This window comes from Paenibacillus tritici (assembly GCF_018207515.1).
Classification (GTDB): domain Bacteria; phylum Bacillota; class Bacilli; order Paenibacillales; family Paenibacillaceae; genus Paenibacillus_AQ; species Paenibacillus_AQ tritici.
Genome location: NZ_CP073365.1, coordinates 3,585,987 through 3,602,035 on the forward strand (window position 1 = coordinate 3,585,987; position 16,049 = coordinate 3,602,035).

Genomic DNA, 16,049 nt, shown 5'->3' on the forward strand with positions numbered 1-16,049 from the left:
CTGCCCAGGGTGTAGATTTCAGCTTAATTTTGCCGGCTCAGGAATCCTCTTCTTCAATATCCTGCCCCGGAGGGGTAACCGGTGAGCTGGCGCTGCCGTAATCCTGGACAGCTTCCCACGCACCGGCGTCATCGAATCTTCCGCTATGCTCTTGCCGTCCCTGGCCTGCACCGGATGGGGGCGGCGTGATGACCTCCTCTTCCACGGGCCGTTCACCAGAGTCACGGCGGGCTGGAGCATGTTCTACGGTATAGCGGGTGAAGGGGATGGCTTCAAGCCGTTCATAAGGAATCTCTTGTTTGCTGGCTTCGCAGATGCCGTACGTACCTTGTTCCATCCGCTCCAGAGCAGCTTCGATTTCCGATAATTCTTCTGATAGTGATGTGTTAATGGACAGGTCGCGGCTTCTTTCAAAAGTCTCCGTTCCTGTATCAGCAGGATGATTATCCACGGAAGAGAGTTCACCCGTAGAGAGTGTGAGGGAATCGCCCAGCAGGCTATCTTCCGCCCCATTGCTGGAGAAATGCTGTTCCAGTTCTGCCTTGCGTTCTTCAAGGGATTGCTTAAGCTTAGTCTTTTGGGCTTCTGTTAAGTGGCTCATACGGTCATCTTCCTTTCAGAGTCAATATGGTATTTAAGTAGTTATACTGTCGTAATCTTTCCTTACCCTATTGTTATAAAAGGCAATCAGTAGTCAATTCTATTGCTGAATTGTAACTTTAGTGATATTTTCAGGTTGCTTTCACCCTGTTATAATGAGTACTGCCGGATGAATGCAGCATACACTTGGAGGTTACTGAAATGGACGAACATATGAAACGGCGGCTGGACAAGCAAAGAAAGCTGTTCAGCCAGCTCGGTATTACCCTTGATGCACTTACCATTCATGAGAAGGAATTCAGTATGAAGCTTCGCGGTTATGATGCCGAAGAGGTAGATACCTTCCTGGACAGCGTAATTAAGGATTATGAACGGTTCTATGCTACCATAGCGGATCTGATGGATAAGTGGCAGGAGCAGCAGATTGAGATGAAAGAGCTCAAGGCTGAGTCGAGAGTGGCAGCAGCTCCAGCCCCGGCCCCGGTGATACGGGGAATTGATCCGCAGGATCTGGAGGACATTATTATTAAGCTGGAAGCCAATGTGCGTCAGCTCAAGGACAGATTGCCATTGTCCCGCAATGAAGGATATTTGTAATCGAGGATAACTCTAGATGGGGGTTGGAGCATTGCCGGAGAAGCATGCGTGGAGCTTGAAGATCCGTGGCAAAATCGCACTTGGATATGTCATAATATTATTGATGTTAGGTCTATTTCTAATTATAGTATCGGGCAGAATTAACAGTCTTGAGAAAGAAACCGTGTTCCTTAGCGATCATGATATAGAAGTTCATGAACTTACATATCAAATGGAGAAGAATGTGCTCGATATGGAAACCGGGCAAAGAGGTTATGTCCTTACAGGCGACGAGTCTTACCTCGCACCCTATAATGACGGGCTGGTAGAGTGGAGGATTAATGCCGCGAAGCTAAACGCATTGATCGCCGATAATCCCAGCCAGGTTCGTAACCTGGACGCGATTATGGACAATATCGAGAAGTGGGTGGATGTAGCCGGGCAGCATGTCGTAGAGCTGAAGAAGAACGGACAGAATGAGGCGGTCAGTGCTTTTTTTCGTAATGATGCAGGGAAAAGTGTGGTAGATACCATACGCTCCCAGGCCGATTACTTCCGTGACATTGAGCGCACGCTAACAAATGAGCGGATCGGCAATCTAAAGGCTAGCAATCATAAGCTGCTGATTACTATGTATATTTTGTGGGGACTGGTGGTTGTACTGGCGCTGCTGATTACTTATCTTCTTTCAGCCAGCATCGTAAATCCGCTGCACAGTGTCATCCGGGCCATCAACAGCATTGCCTCCGGCGGCGACCGGTCAGACCGCATCAAGGTGAAGACCCTGGATGAGATCTATGATCTGGGAGAAGCCACCAACGGTCTGCTGGACAACGTTCAGCGGGAGCAGTGGATGAGCGAACAGCTCACCTCCATGTCTGTTGCCCTTCAAGAGACGATAGATATGCCTTCGCTATGCCGGATTTTTGTCAGCCGGTTATCCGTGATGCTGGAAATGCAATATGCCGCTATATTCGTGCTGAATAAGGAAGAGCAGTTCGAGCGTATCTACTCCTACGCGGGAGCCGAGAATAAGGAAGCTCATCTAGGCCCGGAGGTGATTAAGCCGGGAGTGGGGCTGGTGGGTCAATGCGCACTGGATCAACGGATGAACATTATCGAACAGTTGCCCGAGGATTATATTCACATTACATCGGCTCTTGGCAGAACGGCGCCTAAGTTTGCCGTGATTGCCCCGATTGTTTTTGAGAATAGGACCGTTGCCGTCGTTGAGCTTGCTGCGCTTACCCGCTGGGCGCCATATCATTTCGAGCTGCTCCAGGAACTGCTGGATATGATGGGTGTAACCGTGAACTCCGTGAAGACCCGGATGGAGATCCAGAGACTCCTGCATGAATCTCAGGTCATGAACGAAGAACTCCAGGTTCAATCGGAAGAGCTGCAGACGCAGTCCGAGGAGATGCAGATGCAGACAGAAGAGCTTCAGAGTCAGACCAGCGAGCTGCTTACAGTGAACAAGGAGCTGGAGGACCAGAAGGCGGTAGCCGAGAATGCAGCCATAGAGCTGGAGCGGTACAATGAACAGCTGGAGCAAAGCTCACGTTATAAATCCGAGTTCCTGGCCAATATGTCGCATGAGCTGCGCACACCGCTGAATAGTATGCTGATTCTCTCGCAGCTGCTGACGGAGAACCGCAATCATACCTTAACGGAAGAAGAGCTGGGGTATGCGTCCGTTATCTACAATTCCGGCAATGATCTGCTTAGTATGATTAATGATATTCTGGATCTCTCCAAAGTGGAAGCCGGCAAAATGCTGGTGGAAATGGATGCCGTTAATCTGACGGAGCTGCCCTCGCTGCTGCAGGGTTATTTCGGCAAGCTGGCCGAAGCCCAGAATATTGAGTTTCAGGTGAGGCTGGACGCGAATGTGCCGGATCTGTTCTTCACGGATGAGATGCGGATGCATCAGATTCTGCGGAATCTGCTGTCCAATGCGTTCAAATTCACTGAACAGGGTTCTGTATCGGTGGAGATTGCCAAGCTGGATTCGTATGAAGACTCCAATTATACGATGCGTGAGCCCGTACTGGCCTTTGCTGTAAAAGATACCGGGATCGGCATTTCTGCGGAGAACCGTGAACTGATCTTTGAAGCCTTCCGCCAGGCCGACGGAACAACGGCCCGCAAGTTCGGCGGAACCGGACTCGGCTTATCCATCTCGCTGCAATTGGCCCGGCTCCTTGGCGGACATATCAGCCTGGAGAGCGAGGAGGGGACCGGCAGCACCTTCACGCTGTATCTTCCCTGCCGCGAACTGGATAGCGAGGAAGAACCCATCCATGTGGCGGAGTTACCGCAGACTGCCGCAGGGAGGGAACAAGCCATGCCCGCTGATACATATACGCAGCCTAGCAGCAGCCGGGATTCGCTGTTCGAGAAGGAATATGCGAAGCTTCAAGGCCGAACCGTACTGATCGTAGATGACGATATGCGCAATATTTATGCCCTGCAGAAAGGTCTGGAGCCGTACGGCATGATTATTATGACCGCTCAGACGGGGTATGAATGTCTGCAGGTGGTTAGAGAGCAGGCGGATGTGGACATTGTATTGCTGGATATTATGATGCCGATGCTGGATGGCTACGATACGCTGTCCATTATTCGTGAGGAAATGCACCTTACCGACCTTCCGATCCTGGCGATCTCAGCCAAGACGATGAAGGAAGACCGTGAACGGTGCCTGGCAGCCGGGGCGACAGATTTCCTGAGCAAGCCGGTAATGATGCAGGATGTGGTCACACGGATGTGCCGGTGGTTACCGGAACGGGCCTGAAACTTGACTTTTCCAAAAATCCATTGACGGAATGCAAGGTATGATTTATTATGAGAGCATAAATGATCATTTATGTGGTAGTGGCGTGTTACCTTAACAGGGCATGAGCCAAGATTCGTACTCAATTCTTTGAGTCCAGTCTTGGCTCTTTTTTGTGCGAAAATTCAGGCAATGAACGGAAAGGAGGGAGAACTTGGCGAGGGAAAGTGAACAATTTCAGGTTCTGCGGGTGATTGGGAATAATGTCGTAATGGTTCAAGGAGGCAAGAAAAGCAAGGAATATGTAATTATCGGCAAGGGCATCGGGTTTGCGCTTAAGGACACAGGTGTAATAGATGCGGATGATCCCCGCATTGAGAAGCTGTTCCGGCTGGAGGACCGCGAGGAATGGAGTCAATATCAGATTCTGCTGGAGGACATTGATCCCAAGGTCATGAGGATAACGGATGAGATTATTTCAGATATCGCCCGTGAGTTCCCCGGCAAGTTAAACGACAAGATCTATTTGGCGCTCCCCAGCCATATCCAGTTCACCATTTTCCGCTTGCGCAGCGGGATGGACATTGTTAATCCATTCCTGGAGGAGACCCGGATGACCTTCCCCAAGGAATTTGAGATCGCTTACAAGGCAGCGGAGAAGATCAGCGCAGGCTTCGAGGTGCAGATTCCCGAGGATGAGGTAGGATTCCTTACCTATCACGTATATTCTGCGGTCAGCAATGTGCCGGTTGGCCAGCTCGTGAAGGCCTCCAATATCGTCAGTGATCTGATGGATATGATCCGTAGCGAACGTAAGATTAGTTTCGAGCAGGGGAGTATGAATCATGTCCGGCTAATGGTTCATTTGCGGTTCTCGATTGAGCGGATTCTGCAGGGTTCGCTCATCGACAATCCCTTTGTGAAGCATATCAAGAAAGAATACAAGGATGAATACAAGCTCGCTCAGCGGATGGGAAAGGTCATGCAAGGCAAGCTCAGTGTAGTCGTACCGGAAGAGGAAATCTGCTTCCTCGCTATGCATCTGCACCGGTTGTTCCAGACTATAGAGAAAAACAAATAGCAGCAAGGAGTGAAATATATGTTTTCGAGATGGAAATCCAAACAAGAAGAGAAACATGCTGTAGTTAGCTTGAATATCGTTGCTCCGGTCAGCGGGCAAGCCGTTCCGTTATCTGAAGTGCCGGATGAGACGTTTGCCGGAGGGCATATGGGTAAGGGAATTGCCATAGAACCTACAGAGGGGAAATTAACCGCTCCGTTTGACGGAACGATCGCTCACGTAGTCAAGAGCCATCATGCACTGATCCTCGAGCACGCCTCTGGTCTGCAGCTTCTGATGCACATTGGAATTGATACCGTCAGCCTGAAGGGGAACGGGTTCATCAGCCATATCGCTTCTGGAGATGAAGTCAAAGCAGGCCAGACGCTGATCGAGTTCGACCTGGAGATGATCCGGAGCGCCGGTTACCGGACGATCACCCCGGTTATTGTAACCGGCAGCGGGGAGGATCTCCCCGAAGTGGACTGCTATTATGGGGCGGTTAGCGCCGGGCAGAGCAGTATTCTTACGGTGGCTTTACAGCAATAAAGCATACAGGTATTTAATATGAAACCAGGGGGATGATTTCATTATGTTGGCTTTTCTACAGAAGTTAGGTAAATCATTGATGCTTCCAGTTGCAACTTTACCGGCGGCCGCTATTCTGCAAGGGTTCGGGCTGCTCAATTATGAAAAGGACTTGCATCTGGGCAGCACGGTAGGGGGATTCCTGAACCAGTATGTGGCTCCATTTCTGAATGCGGGGGCCGGAGCGATCTTCGGGAATTTGGCCTTGATCTTCGCAATAGGGGTGGCGATCGGGTTCGCAGGTGATGCAGTTGCCGCTCTCTCCGCACTGATTGCATATCTGGTTCTCGGCAAAGTTCTGCTGATTGTTCCAGGAACCTTTGGGTTTATCAATGACGATGTAGTGCTGGATATGGGCGTGCTTGGCGGTATCTTTGCCGGAGCCTGGGCCGCTTTCCTGTACCAGAAATATCACAATGTCAAAATGCCGGATTGGTTGGGTTTCTTTGCCGGTAAGCGGTTTGTTCCGATTGTGACGGCAGCTTCTACGATGGTACTGGCTATCTTCATTGGGATGATCTGGAGTCCCGTGCAGGATGTGATCAGCGATTTCGGCAACTGGGTAGTCAGCCTTGGTGCAGTGGGCGCGTTCGTCTTTGGTACGGCGAACCGGCTGCTGGTTCCTATTGGTCTTCACCATGTTATCAATACGATTGCGTGGTTCCAGCTAGGAGACTTTACTAATGCAGCCGGCGAGGTAATCCATGGCGATGTATGGCGCTTCCTGGCTGGGGATAAAAGTGCAGGAATGTTCACCACCGGGTTCTTCCCGATCATGATGTTTGCGTTGCCGGGTGCGGCGCTGGCCTTCATTCATACCGCCAAGCCGGAAAAGAAAAAGCTGGTAGCCTCCATCTTCATTGGATCTGCGATTGCCTCTATCCTTACCGGGATTACCGAGCCGCTGGAATTCTCCTTCATGTTCTTGGCACCGGTGCTGTATCTCGTTCATGCCCTGCTGACCGGTGTATCTATGGCTCTGATGTATATTCTGGATGTAAGATTAGGCTTCAGCTTCTCTGCCGGGCTGATTGATTACCTGACCAACCTGAAGCTCTCAACGAATGCATGGGTATTATTCCCTGTGGGGCTGGCATTCTTCTTGCTGTATTATGTATTGTTCCGTTTTGTTATCGTCAAGTTCAACCTCAAAACCCCGGGCCGCGAGGATGACACAGAAGACGAAGTTATTGATCTGTCCAAAGGCGGAACTACCGTATCGGCCTCTTCCAGAGCCGCCAAGATCCTGGAGAACATCGGCGGTCCTGCGAACATCCGCAGCATTGATGCCTGCATCACCCGTCTGCGGCTTAATGTCAACGACGATAAGGCGGTTAAAGACTCCGCGCTTAAGCAGCTTGGCGCTTCCGGTGTGATGCGGCTCGGGCAAGGAGCCGTACAGATCGTATTCGGACCGCAGTCCGAACAGATTAAGGATGATATCGAGAAGCTGATGTAATTCAGAAGCATAGTAGTTTCATGCGAAGCGGGCATCTGAGGATGCCTGCTTTTTGCACATTTTCTCCTGCCCGCGGTCTATATCCATTTTTTCTGTTTGAACGCTTCTTTTAGCGGTAATAAATTTAAAAATCTGTTTGTTTAACTTTGTATAAAATAAAGGTTAGCGAAAGGATGAAGACAGGGGATGAAAAAAAGGCAAAGGACCGGACCTGTGATCCGGCGAATGTGGACTGCTGTAATATGGCTGGGGGTAGCCGTGGCGTTGTATCTGTTACCGGGGAAGGTCGAGGCTTCAACGGCAGCGGGCAAACCCATTGAGGTCAAACTGGATGACAAAACGTTGTCTTTTCAAAAGGCACCCGTACTAGATAACGGCACAACGCTGGTCCCTTTCCGCCCTCTGTTCGAGGCCATGGGCCTTGAGGTAGGCTGGAATCCCTCACAGCAGACAGTAACGGGCCAGAAGGAAGGCCTGACTATTGTGATGACCATAGGCAGTAAGACGGCTAACGTCAATGGTACCAGCGTTCAACTGCTGCAAGTGCCAAAGATCATCGACAGCTATACGATGGTGCCGCTCCGCTTTGTCGGCGAGTCATCGAAGGCATTGGTAGCATGGAACCCCTATAAGCCGCAAATCCTCGTGTACACCGACCCTTATCTAACTGCAAACGGACTGACCCAAGCAACCGCGAAGGCTGAGATCGACAAGCAAATTGCTGAGTTCAAAAAGGTTAATGATGAGCAGATCGCAAAATCTCCTCAACAGCCGCAGCAGCAAACTCCGGTTGCCGTGCCGAAAGCGCCTGCCAGACTTACACCATTCAGAACGGCAAGCTGAAGTTAAGCAACGGAGATACGTACGATATTGCTGTCAAATCCGCTAAGTTGCATGTGAGCAATGTTGAACTGGAACGTGTCAAGGCGGTCCAAAGCGGGCTGACGCTAAGCGGCACTTTTGTCCATCGCGGCTTTCAGGGCCTGGCAGGGATATCTGCCGGATCGACCTCCTGGAAGCGTACGCTTACTCTTAATGCCAATGGAACCTTCAAGAGTGACAATATGATGCTTGGCACCGTTCAGGGCGGCGCACCTACGACGGGAGGTGCCGGAGGCTCTGACATCGGCTCTTACAAAATCAGCGGCAATACCATCGTATTCGCCTTGGGCAACGGTAAGGTGTCCAGCTCGTTGTTCTTCCGTCATGATGATGGCAGCATTCAGGTCGGAGACGAGAATTATAGCAAGGAATAGTAGGAATGGTATAGCAAGACGTAAACGGTCCCCGGGATTTAACCGGTGGACTGTTTTTTTTGGAAATTTTTTTTACTAATTCGTCCGCTTGCTCCTTATCGGCCGACGTTGATCACCTTGCGGGTCCAGGACGGCTCCCTGCCTGCCGCGCGTAGCAGGCAATCGGCACAGGCAGCATAAGGCAACGCCTGGAGCGGATGTATGCGGGCCGATGGGCCTGCCGTATAATTTGAAAAACTCTCTGCATATTTAAGCACGGATGCCCGTACGATCACCCAGTCCAATCCGCTGCGCATTACTGCTTGTTCAGCAGCTGCCTTATCCTCAATTGCGTTGCGGAAAATGCGGCGCATCATGCGGACAGCCCAGCGGTTGAGGAGTGACAACTCACTTCCGTCACTCAGATTAATCCCGCTCTGCATCACCAGCCGCTGAACTCCATGATGCCGACAGGCTGCAAGGATATTTGGAATTCCTTCTGACATGACGGTACCCGGTGAGAAGTTGGCCGCCATAACATTTTTACCTGCTTTAAGATTTACAAGGCTCTTCTTGCCGGCAGCATCCGGGGAGAAGTTGCTTGGAGGACCGATACAACTGATCACCGCTTCGCTTCCGGCGAGGGCTTGGATCAAGCTGGATTTGTCGAATACATCCCCTTGCCGGATAGTAAGCCCCGTTGTAGGGGAGAGCGCCTCCGGTCTGCGTACCACAGCTATAACCTCGTGGCCCGCTGCAAGTGCCAGCTCCATTGCTTTTCTTCCAGTTCCTCCAGTGGCTCCGATAATTGCAATTTTCATTATGATGTTCTCCTTTAAATACACAGTCGTGAATTAGTAAGCATGTATGTATAATAATAGGCAGAATAAGTAACGATACAAGTCTTAAAAAGCCTGATTCTGTGCATAAATTCACGACTTCAACGGAATTGTGCATTAATCTACAGCAAAGCTGGTGAGGATAGAGTGTTAAAGATCGACCGGAGAATACGCAAGTCCCAGGAAGCCTTAAAAAAGGCTGTTATTGAGCTGATGCTGGAGAAGGATTTTGATCAAATTACGATACAGGACATTTCCGATAGAGCGGATGTCAGCCGAAGAACCCTTTATCTTCACTACACAGACAAATTTGATCTTCTGGACAAGCTTATAGAAGAGCATATCGGCAATATAAGAGAAATCTGCGAACGATCTGACGATACTACCGGGTATACCGAGATGGGATTGGTGTGGTTTGAATATTTTGAGAAGCATTCCATGTTCTTCTCTGCTCTGTTGGAGAGCAAAGGCAGCGTGTTTTTCCGCGGGCGGTTTCTTGAATTCTTCCTCGGAGAGCTGGAGAAGGATAAAAGCCTGTCTGGAGGGAGCGACAAGGATTTAGCCAAAATCAGAAATGTGGACATCCAGTTCCTGGGGTCGGCAATCGTTGGGGTAGTGGAATGGTGGTTCAAGAATGGACAGCCGCTCCCTCCAGACGTAATGGCACAGCGGATCGGGAACTTGCTGGAGAGAAATCTTGAGGCAAGGTGATACAAATCCGCCCCAGCCTTCGTCTTACTTATAGCTGCAGCGGATAAGGAGGATTTACCTAATGAATATTCCGGAATCAGACCCATACAAATTAATCTTTTATGAGCATTACCCGATTGTGCGGCGCAAGCTGGCGGCACTTGTGAGGGACGAGAGTGCTGCCGATGATCTGGCGCAGGAGGTTTTTATCAGACTCTATAGAAACCCGCCGGATGATCCGGCGGCTCTGGGGGCGTGGCTGCATAGAGTGCTTACGCGGATCGGATATGATTATCTGAACCAGCGGGTGAGAGAGCGGCGTCTGATCAACAAGCAGGAGCTGATGTACGACACGGATGCTTCCGGCCCTGCCGGAGAAGAAGTCGTGCTCGGCAAACTGGATCAGGAAGATGTGCGGAGCTGGCTGGATAGTCTGCCTGAACGGGACCGGCAGGCCCTGCTGCTTAAATACTCCGGTTACAGCTATGCGGAGATCGCAGGAGAGCTGGGAGTGAATCCGCCGGTCGTGGGCACGCTTTTAAGCCGGGCTACCGCCAGATTGAAACAACATGCGGTGAAGTCACTTCCGCAAGAATAAGGATATCCGGGAGGAATGAAACCATGAATAGAGCAAACGGCCAGGTACAGCCTCAGAGCACAGATGAAGCTTGGGCTAAATTACAGGAGAAGCTGGGAGACGAGCCGGTCAATCCGGTGTGGGCTACATGGGGTAAGCAAGAGACCCCTCTAGAGGAACAGACTGTCAAGGCGGATAGATCAGATAGAACAGAACCGGAAGCAGATGTTGTGCTTCAGGCATCTCAGGCGGATGATCATGCAGCAGCGGAGCCAGTGCAAAATACAGGGCGGAAGTCACGCCGGCCTATGATGAGCCGCACCCGCAAGTGGGCAGCAGCGGCGGCAGGCGTAGCGATTTTCGCAGCAATACTAGCTACTCCGGTAGGAAATACAGCCATGGCAGCCTTGCTGAACCAGTTCAAGATGCAGGAGGCCACTGTTGTTGAAGAAGGCGATCTGCGGGATATGTTTTATCAGATAACAGAGAATGGAAATGGAAATATTGAGCAATCCCTTGAGGCCTTCGGTGACGTCTCAATCAGTAATGGTGAGATGAAGGAGAATGTTCCGCTCAAGGATATCCAAGGCTTACTGGGCTACGAGCCGCTGAAGGGGTCCATTATGGATTCGGTCAAATTTGTTCAGGTAAGCGGGTCTCATGATATCACACTGAACCTGAAGGTGGAGGAAGTGAACAAGGCACTGAAACGCCTGGGCTCGGACAATCTGCTGCCTCCATCTGTAGATGGCAAGCCGATTACGCTTCATATCCCTGAGCAAGTGAATTACGATCTGGGCAGCGATCAGCACTGGGGATCCTTGTCACAGATGAACACACCTGTCGTTACCGTAGACCCTTCTGTGGATCTGGACGAAGCGGTTGATGCCGTTGTGAACTTCCCGCTGATTCCAGATAATCTGAGAAACAGCCTGCAGAAGAGCCGGATCTTGTCCGGAGATCTGCCGATGCCGCTGATTAAGGGCAGTCATGATGAACAGATTACGGTGGCTGGTACGCCGGTGATTCTTACCGAAATGAAGTACAGTAACGGCAACAGCTATACGGCTGTCTGGGTGCAGAAGGGGCAGTTTCTGCAGCTTAGCGGCGGAGACCTCTATCCTGACCGCGAGCAGTTCATCCAGAAGGTACAGGAGTTGATCACACCATGAGCAGTATCCCTGCGATTGATGCGAACGCCTTGACCAAAGCTTATCCGAACGGGCGCGGTTGCCGGGACGTTACTCTGACTGTGGGGAAAGGGGAAGCCTTCGGCTTCCTCGGCCCCAACGGTGCCGGCAAGAGTACTTTTGTCAAAATGCTGGTCGGGCTCATCTCGCCAACGGACGGGCAGGCTTCTATCCTGGGCCATCCGCTCGGCTCTATAGAAGCCAAAATGAAGATTGGCTACCTGCCGGAGCTATACCGTTACCAGGATTGGCTGACTGGTGAAGAGGTGGTCAGGCTTCATGCCAAGCTGTGCCGGATTCCGAAATCCGTCATGGATCAGAGAATTCCTCAGCTACTGCAGGAGGTAGGCATCGGGCTGCGCGGAGGGGACCGGGTCAAGCATTATTCCAAGGGAATGCAGCAGCGGCTGGGTCTTGCGTGTGCGCTGGTGAATGATCCGGAGATTCTTTTCCTGGATGAACCCTCCTCAGCGCTTGATCCCATCGGGAGAATGGAAGTGCGTAAGATTCTGCAGCGGCTGAAGGAACGGGGGATTACTATTTTTCTCAACTCTCATTTACTTGAGGATGTTGAAGTGCTGTGCGACCGGATGGCTCTGCTGAGTAACGGAGCGGTCCTGCGGCACGGCAAAGTAGCGGAGATGCTGAACAAACGAACAAGCTGGCATTTCAAAGTGGGCGGATACACGCCTTTTTTGCTGTCCTGGCTTAATGAGCATACGGGGTTATCCATCCGGCAATCAGTGCCTCCGGCGGGTAAATCGGACTATGATCCGGTACAGGAGGAGTCAGATTCAAGCGTCGTGTGGCTTGCGGCGGAGCTGGATCATGAGGAACAAGCGGGCTGGCTGAACGGACTGATGACGCAGCAGGGGATGACGCTGTATCAGGTGATCCGCCAGACGGAGCGGCTGGAGGATTGGTTCATGGATGCGGTCGCCGGGCTCAGTCATAGGGGGGAGAAGGAATGAGAACCATACTTGCGATGACCTGGAAGGAAATGCTGCGTAAAAAAGTGATGCTGCTAACCTTGCTCCTGACTGTTGTGTTCCTGATTGCCTTCTGGTTTGTGGCGGATACTGTGGGGAGGAATGATCCGGGGGCCGGAACGCTGGGGAATGGTAGCGGGTTATTCATGCAGTTCATGAACGGCGCTTTTATTCTAAGTCTGGGCTTCTTCTTCGGCGCGTTCGTTATAGCCTTTCTGGCGATCTTCAGCTCTTTCTCAGTGATAGCAGGTGAAGCGGAGCAGGGGGTCATGCAGGCTCTGTTGCCCCGGCCGCTGCCGCGCTGGAAATGGTATCTTGGCCGCTGGCTGGGCTTCGTTACGCTGGGAACGATCTATGCCCTTATTCTGTTCACTGCGATTCTGCTGATTACAAGTGCCCACGCGAATGTTCCCAGAGATGCGGCCGTGCTTGTGAAGTCATTCCTATTGTTCGCATCTGTAGTTCCGTTGTTAATCTCCGTATCCATGCTGGGTTCAGGACTATTCTCGGCGCTAGGCAACGGTGTGTTCATGACGATGCTCTACGGGGCAGGATTTCTCGGCGGGATGGTGGATAAGCTTAGCGGATCGCTGAGTCTGGAGGAGGACGGACTGAAGGTGCTGAATAATCTGACCGGAATGATCTCGATGATTATGCCCGCAGATACCCTGCAGCGCCGAATGACTGTCGAGCTGTTCAGCTTGAAGGACATGAATGGTATGGTATCCATGAATAGCGGGGCGCTTAGTCTGATGAATTTCAATTCATTTCCGTCGAATACCTTTGTCGTATACGCTGTAATCTACACTGTGGTTATCTTTGGGCTGGGGCTACTGCGCTTTCAGCGCAAGGATCTGTAGGAGTCAACCATGCTTACTATAAAAACAAACAAAGCAGCGCCCTCAAAGTTTCCCTGTTCAGGAACTTTAAGGGCGCTGCTTCGTGTGCCGGATGGCAATCATTTGGTCACGCCAATCTCGATCCAATCCGTAGACCAGTTGCCGATCTCTCCAAGGATAGGAGCGAGCGCCGTACCTTTATCGGTTAACGAATACTCAATTCGCACAGGCATCTCAGGATATACAGTACGCTGTATGATCCCTTCATTCTCCATTTCCTTCAGCCGGTCGGATAAAACCTTGCCGCTTAGATTGGATAAGCAATGCTCGATTTCCCCGAACCGCCGCGGACCATCCATCAGGACGAATACGATTAGCGCGACCCAGCGTTTGCTAAGCACATCGACCGCCTTCTCGAAGCGCGGACACATCTCAAAATTATTCATAAGGATCACCTCAGCATTCATTATATCATAAACTTACAATTAGTAATCATTAATATTTAAATATATATTATAACTTGACGAAGTTATATTACAATGATAAACTAACTTACAAATAGTTACTATAGCAAATGTTGAATATCACAATTTTATAGATCAGGCAAAGGCTAATACGCAGTTTTCGGTGAAAAGTTGCTTAGCTTACGTAATCAAAACTAAGTGTATGCTTCCGAAGCTTATGCTATCAAAACTTTTAGGACGGTGCTCTCATGATCAACCCCGATATCCTTACTATATTACAGAATAAAATCAAACGCATCTCCATGGATAACTCCACGAATATACTGGTCGGACCCATTACATTACCTGTCAATCTGGACGGGGAGACCCTTACCTTCAAATGGTACAGCTGGCTCAAAGTAACGGATGAAGAGCTTCAGAGTGCTGAAGGCAGGCAAGCAACCGAGCTGCTCATCAGCCGCCTGTCTTCGATGAACCTTGCAGATGGACAACAGTCCAGTGTGCTGGTGTACGGGGATTTCGAGAATTCGGACGAAGCGCTGATCCGGATGCACAGCATTTGCCATACCGGCGATATCTTTGGCAGCAAACGCTGCGATTGCGGCTTCCAGCTGCATCAGTCGATGAAGATGATTGCCCAGCATGGTTCAGGGGCACTCTTTTATCTGGCCAATCATGAAGGAAGAGGAATCGGCCTGTTCAGCAAAGCAATGGCCTATATTCTTCAGGAAGAAGGGTATGATACTGTGGAGGCCAATCTGGAGCTTGGGTTCGCGGATGATTCCCGGGACTACAAGGATGCGATCAGTGTGCTTCAGCATCTGCGCAGCCATCCGGTTACCCTGATCACCAACAATCCGAAGAAGATGGAAGCCCTTCGTGCAGCCGGAATGAATACAGTCAAGCGGGTACCGCTCTGGGGCGATGTATCGGTGTTCAATGAGAAGTATCTGCGGACCAAAGTCGCCCGCTCCGGACATTTGGAGGCTGTGCCGAGCACGGATTTTTTTGAGGGCCGGGTGGCTAAGTAAACAGGCTGGACGGATATACATTCATTCTATTATAATGGGGTACTGAACCCAATACTTAGCTTAGTGAGGTAACCTATGAATGCTATTCAAGTGCAGGACTTGCGCAAGACCTTCAAAGTCCAAAAAAACCGCGAGGGCCTCAAAGGGGCCTTCGCTGATTTGTTTAAACGGCAGTATACCGAAGTAACGGCAGTGAAGGATATCTCGTTCAGTATTCCGCAAGGCGAAATCTGCGGATACATCGGGGAGAACGGGGCAGGCAAATCGACCACGATCAAGATGCTGACCGGGATTCTGGTTCCTACTGCCGGCAGTCTATCTGTGGGCGGATTCGTGCCTTATGAGGAACGGGAGAAGTTCGTGCAGAACATCGGCGTAGTCTTCGGCCAGCGCAGCCAGCTCTGGTGGGACATTGGGGTCATTGAGTCCTTCCAGCTTCTGCGCAAGGTATATCGTGTTCCTGAGCAGGACTTCAAAAAACGGCTGGATGAGCTTGTAGAGCGTCTGGAGCTGCAAGAGCTCCTGAATCGTCCAGTCCGCAAATTAAGCCTGGGCCAGCGGATGCGCTGCGAGCTTGTGGCGGCACTGCTGCATAATCCGTCCATTCTGTTCCTGGATGAACCGACGATCGGCCTCGATATTGTCGTGAAGTCGGAGATCCGCGAATTCCTGAAGGACATGAACCGCGAGCATGGGACGACCATTCTGCTGACGACTCATGATCTGCAGGATATTGAAGCCTTGTGTTCACGGGTGATCATGTTGGACGACGGGCGGATTATCTATGACGGAGGTCTGGAGGATCTGAAGCAGCGCTGGGGAACCGGGCGTGAAGTGCAGTTCCAGTTCGGAACGGCCACGAAGCTCCAGCAGCTCATTGCGTGGACTGAAGGCATGCCGGTCACCTGGACAGCCGAGAATGAGCTTGCAGCCAAGGTATGGATTCCGCTGGAGCTGAATGTATCGGATGTGCTGGGCCGGGTGGTCGGACAGGCGGATATCACCGATATCAAAATCATCGAAACCAATACGGATGACATCGTCCGCAGCATTTATCAGTCAGGCTCGGCGGAGAAGCCGGAAGAGCGGATCGCGGCGCTGAGTGATGAGAAAGAGGCACAACATGTCTAAGCAGC

17 protein-coding genes are annotated in these 16,049 nt (G+C 51.1%); 14 read left to right on the forward strand and 3 right to left on the reverse strand.

All coding sequences use genetic code 11. The annotated features are described in order from the left end of the window. Positions 1–37: 37 nt before the first annotated feature. Entirely contained in the window at positions 38–601 is a 564-nt protein-coding gene (locus tag KDC22_RS15360) for a TraR/DksA C4-type zinc finger protein (RefSeq protein WP_173126940.1), read from the reverse strand. A gap of 200 nt (positions 602–801) precedes the next feature. Between KDC22_RS15360 and KDC22_RS15365 the strand changes: the two genes are divergently transcribed. The 7 genes from KDC22_RS15365 to KDC22_RS15395 all read left to right on the forward strand — a co-directional run bounded on the left by KDC22_RS15365 (position 802) and on the right by KDC22_RS15395 (position 8,315). After that, positions 802–1,197, forward strand: a complete 396-nt coding sequence (locus tag KDC22_RS15365) for a DivIVA domain-containing protein (protein ID WP_173126943.1) — start codon at positions 802–804, stop codon at positions 1,195–1,197. A 103-nt stretch (positions 1,198–1,300) separates the two neighbouring features. After that, positions 1,301–3,973, forward strand: coding sequence for a CHASE3 domain-containing protein (locus KDC22_RS15370; protein WP_281425116.1), 2,673 nt, complete (start codon positions 1,301–1,303; stop codon positions 3,971–3,973). Positions 3,974–4,166: 193 nt separating this feature from the next. Further along, positions 4,167–5,033, forward strand: coding sequence for a PRD domain-containing protein (locus tag KDC22_RS15375; protein WP_246553596.1), 867 nt, complete (start codon positions 4,167–4,169; stop codon positions 5,031–5,033). A gap of 18 nt (positions 5,034–5,051) precedes the next feature. After that, positions 5,052–5,561 carry a PTS sugar transporter subunit IIA gene (locus KDC22_RS15380; RefSeq protein ID WP_211723686.1) on the forward strand — a complete coding sequence of 170 codons (510 nt, stop codon included), beginning with the start codon at positions 5,052–5,054 and terminating at the stop codon, positions 5,559–5,561. Between the two features lie 43 nt (positions 5,562–5,604). Next, positions 5,605–7,059 (forward strand): PTS transporter subunit EIIC, encoded by a 1,455-nt coding sequence (locus tag KDC22_RS15385; RefSeq protein ID WP_173126954.1) that lies wholly within the window; start codon positions 5,605–5,607, stop codon positions 7,057–7,059. Positions 7,060–7,245: 186 nt separating this feature from the next. Continuing rightward, on the forward strand, positions 7,246–7,902 hold the full coding sequence (locus KDC22_RS15390) for a stalk domain-containing protein (RefSeq protein WP_211723687.1): 657 nt from the start codon (positions 7,246–7,248) through the stop codon (positions 7,900–7,902). Positions 7,903–7,955: 53 nt separating this feature from the next. Beyond that, positions 7,956–8,315 carry a hypothetical protein gene (locus tag KDC22_RS15395; RefSeq protein WP_211723688.1) on the forward strand — a complete coding sequence of 120 codons (360 nt, stop codon included), beginning with the start codon at positions 7,956–7,958 and terminating at the stop codon, positions 8,313–8,315. A 95-nt stretch (positions 8,316–8,410) separates the two neighbouring features. Here the strand turns inward: KDC22_RS15395 and KDC22_RS15400 are convergent, their stop codons facing one another. After that, the gene (locus KDC22_RS15400; RefSeq protein WP_211723689.1) at positions 8,411–9,115 is read right to left on the reverse strand and encodes an NAD(P)-dependent oxidoreductase; all 705 of its coding nucleotides are present in this window, start codon (positions 9,113–9,115) and stop codon (positions 8,411–8,413) included. Positions 9,116–9,280: 165 nt separating this feature from the next. On the opposite strand from KDC22_RS15400, the gene KDC22_RS15405 reads away from it, so the two are divergent. The 5 genes from KDC22_RS15405 to KDC22_RS15425 all read left to right on the forward strand — a co-directional run bounded on the left by KDC22_RS15405 (position 9,281) and on the right by KDC22_RS15425 (position 13,439). Next, positions 9,281–9,844 carry a TetR/AcrR family transcriptional regulator gene (locus KDC22_RS15405; RefSeq protein ID WP_211723690.1) on the forward strand — a complete coding sequence of 188 codons (564 nt, stop codon included), beginning with the start codon at positions 9,281–9,283 and terminating at the stop codon, positions 9,842–9,844. Between the two features lie 61 nt (positions 9,845–9,905). Continuing rightward, positions 9,906–10,421 (forward strand): sigma-70 family RNA polymerase sigma factor, encoded by a 516-nt coding sequence (locus tag KDC22_RS15410; protein ID WP_211723691.1) that lies wholly within the window; start codon positions 9,906–9,908, stop codon positions 10,419–10,421. A 23-nt stretch (positions 10,422–10,444) separates the two neighbouring features. Then, complete coding sequence (locus KDC22_RS15415; protein WP_211723692.1) at positions 10,445–11,572, forward strand: hypothetical protein; 1,128 nt, start codon at positions 10,445–10,447, stop codon at positions 11,570–11,572. Further along, a complete protein-coding gene (locus KDC22_RS15420; protein WP_211723693.1) occupies positions 11,569–12,561 on the forward strand; it encodes an ABC transporter ATP-binding protein in 993 nt (330 codons plus the stop codon). Before KDC22_RS15415 ends, KDC22_RS15420 begins: the two co-directional genes overlap by 4 nt. Beyond that, on the forward strand, positions 12,558–13,439 hold the full coding sequence (locus KDC22_RS15425) for an ABC transporter permease (RefSeq protein ID WP_211723694.1): 882 nt from the start codon (positions 12,558–12,560) through the stop codon (positions 13,437–13,439). The genes KDC22_RS15420 and KDC22_RS15425 overlap by 4 nt, the downstream gene beginning before the upstream one ends. Before the next feature lie 98 nt (positions 13,440–13,537). Here KDC22_RS15425 and catR read toward each other — a convergent pair whose 3' ends face one another. Then, positions 13,538–13,864 carry a catDE operon transcriptional regulator CatR gene (catR, locus tag KDC22_RS15430; protein ID WP_039292833.1) on the reverse strand — a complete coding sequence of 109 codons (327 nt, stop codon included), beginning with the start codon at positions 13,862–13,864 and terminating at the stop codon, positions 13,538–13,540. A 266-nt stretch (positions 13,865–14,130) separates the two neighbouring features. Here catR and KDC22_RS15435 point away from each other — a divergent pair, with 266 nt between their 5' ends. Together KDC22_RS15435 and KDC22_RS15440 are read left to right on the forward strand one after the other, a co-directional pair. Next, on the forward strand, positions 14,131–14,913 hold the full coding sequence (locus KDC22_RS15435) for a GTP cyclohydrolase II (RefSeq protein ID WP_211723695.1): 783 nt from the start codon (positions 14,131–14,133) through the stop codon (positions 14,911–14,913). A 75-nt stretch (positions 14,914–14,988) separates the two neighbouring features. Next, a complete protein-coding gene (locus KDC22_RS15440; RefSeq protein ID WP_173126983.1) occupies positions 14,989–16,044 on the forward strand; it encodes an ABC transporter ATP-binding protein in 1,056 nt (351 codons plus the stop codon). The last annotated feature ends 5 nt before the right edge of the window (positions 16,045–16,049 follow it).

Bases quoted from the DNA above. Each gene is read 5' to 3' on its own strand.
- KDC22_RS15410 (WP_211723691.1), top strand. From the start codon at position 9,906: ATGAATATTCCGGAATCAGACCCATACAAATTAATCTTTTATGAGCAT.
- KDC22_RS15370 (WP_281425116.1), top strand. From the start codon at position 1,301: ATGTTAGGTCTATTTCTAATTATAGTATCGGGCAGAATTAACAGTCTT.
- catR (WP_039292833.1), bottom strand. From the start codon at position 13,864: ATGAATAATTTTGAGATGTGTCCGCGCTTCGAGAAGGCGGTCGATGTG.
- KDC22_RS15390 (WP_211723687.1), top strand. From the start codon at position 7,246: ATGAAAAAAAGGCAAAGGACCGGACCTGTGATCCGGCGAATGTGGACT.
- KDC22_RS15365 (WP_173126943.1), top strand. From the start codon at position 802: ATGGACGAACATATGAAACGGCGGCTGGACAAGCAAAGAAAGCTGTTC.
- KDC22_RS15425 (WP_211723694.1), top strand. From the start codon at position 12,558: ATGAGAACCATACTTGCGATGACCTGGAAGGAAATGCTGCGTAAAAAA.
- KDC22_RS15400 (WP_211723689.1), bottom strand. From the start codon at position 9,115: ATGAAAATTGCAATTATCGGAGCCACTGGAGGAACTGGAAGAAAAGCA.
- KDC22_RS15385 (WP_173126954.1), top strand. From the start codon at position 5,605: ATGTTGGCTTTTCTACAGAAGTTAGGTAAATCATTGATGCTTCCAGTT.
- KDC22_RS15435 (WP_211723695.1), top strand. From the start codon at position 14,131: ATGATCAACCCCGATATCCTTACTATATTACAGAATAAAATCAAACGC.
- KDC22_RS15440 (WP_173126983.1), top strand. From the start codon at position 14,989: ATGAATGCTATTCAAGTGCAGGACTTGCGCAAGACCTTCAAAGTCCAA.
- KDC22_RS15415 (WP_211723692.1), top strand. From the start codon at position 10,445: ATGAATAGAGCAAACGGCCAGGTACAGCCTCAGAGCACAGATGAAGCT.
- KDC22_RS15420 (WP_211723693.1), top strand. From the start codon at position 11,569: ATGAGCAGTATCCCTGCGATTGATGCGAACGCCTTGACCAAAGCTTAT.
- KDC22_RS15360 (WP_173126940.1), bottom strand. From the start codon at position 601: ATGAGCCACTTAACAGAAGCCCAAAAGACTAAGCTTAAGCAATCCCTT.
- KDC22_RS15380 (WP_211723686.1), top strand. From the start codon at position 5,052: ATGTTTTCGAGATGGAAATCCAAACAAGAAGAGAAACATGCTGTAGTT.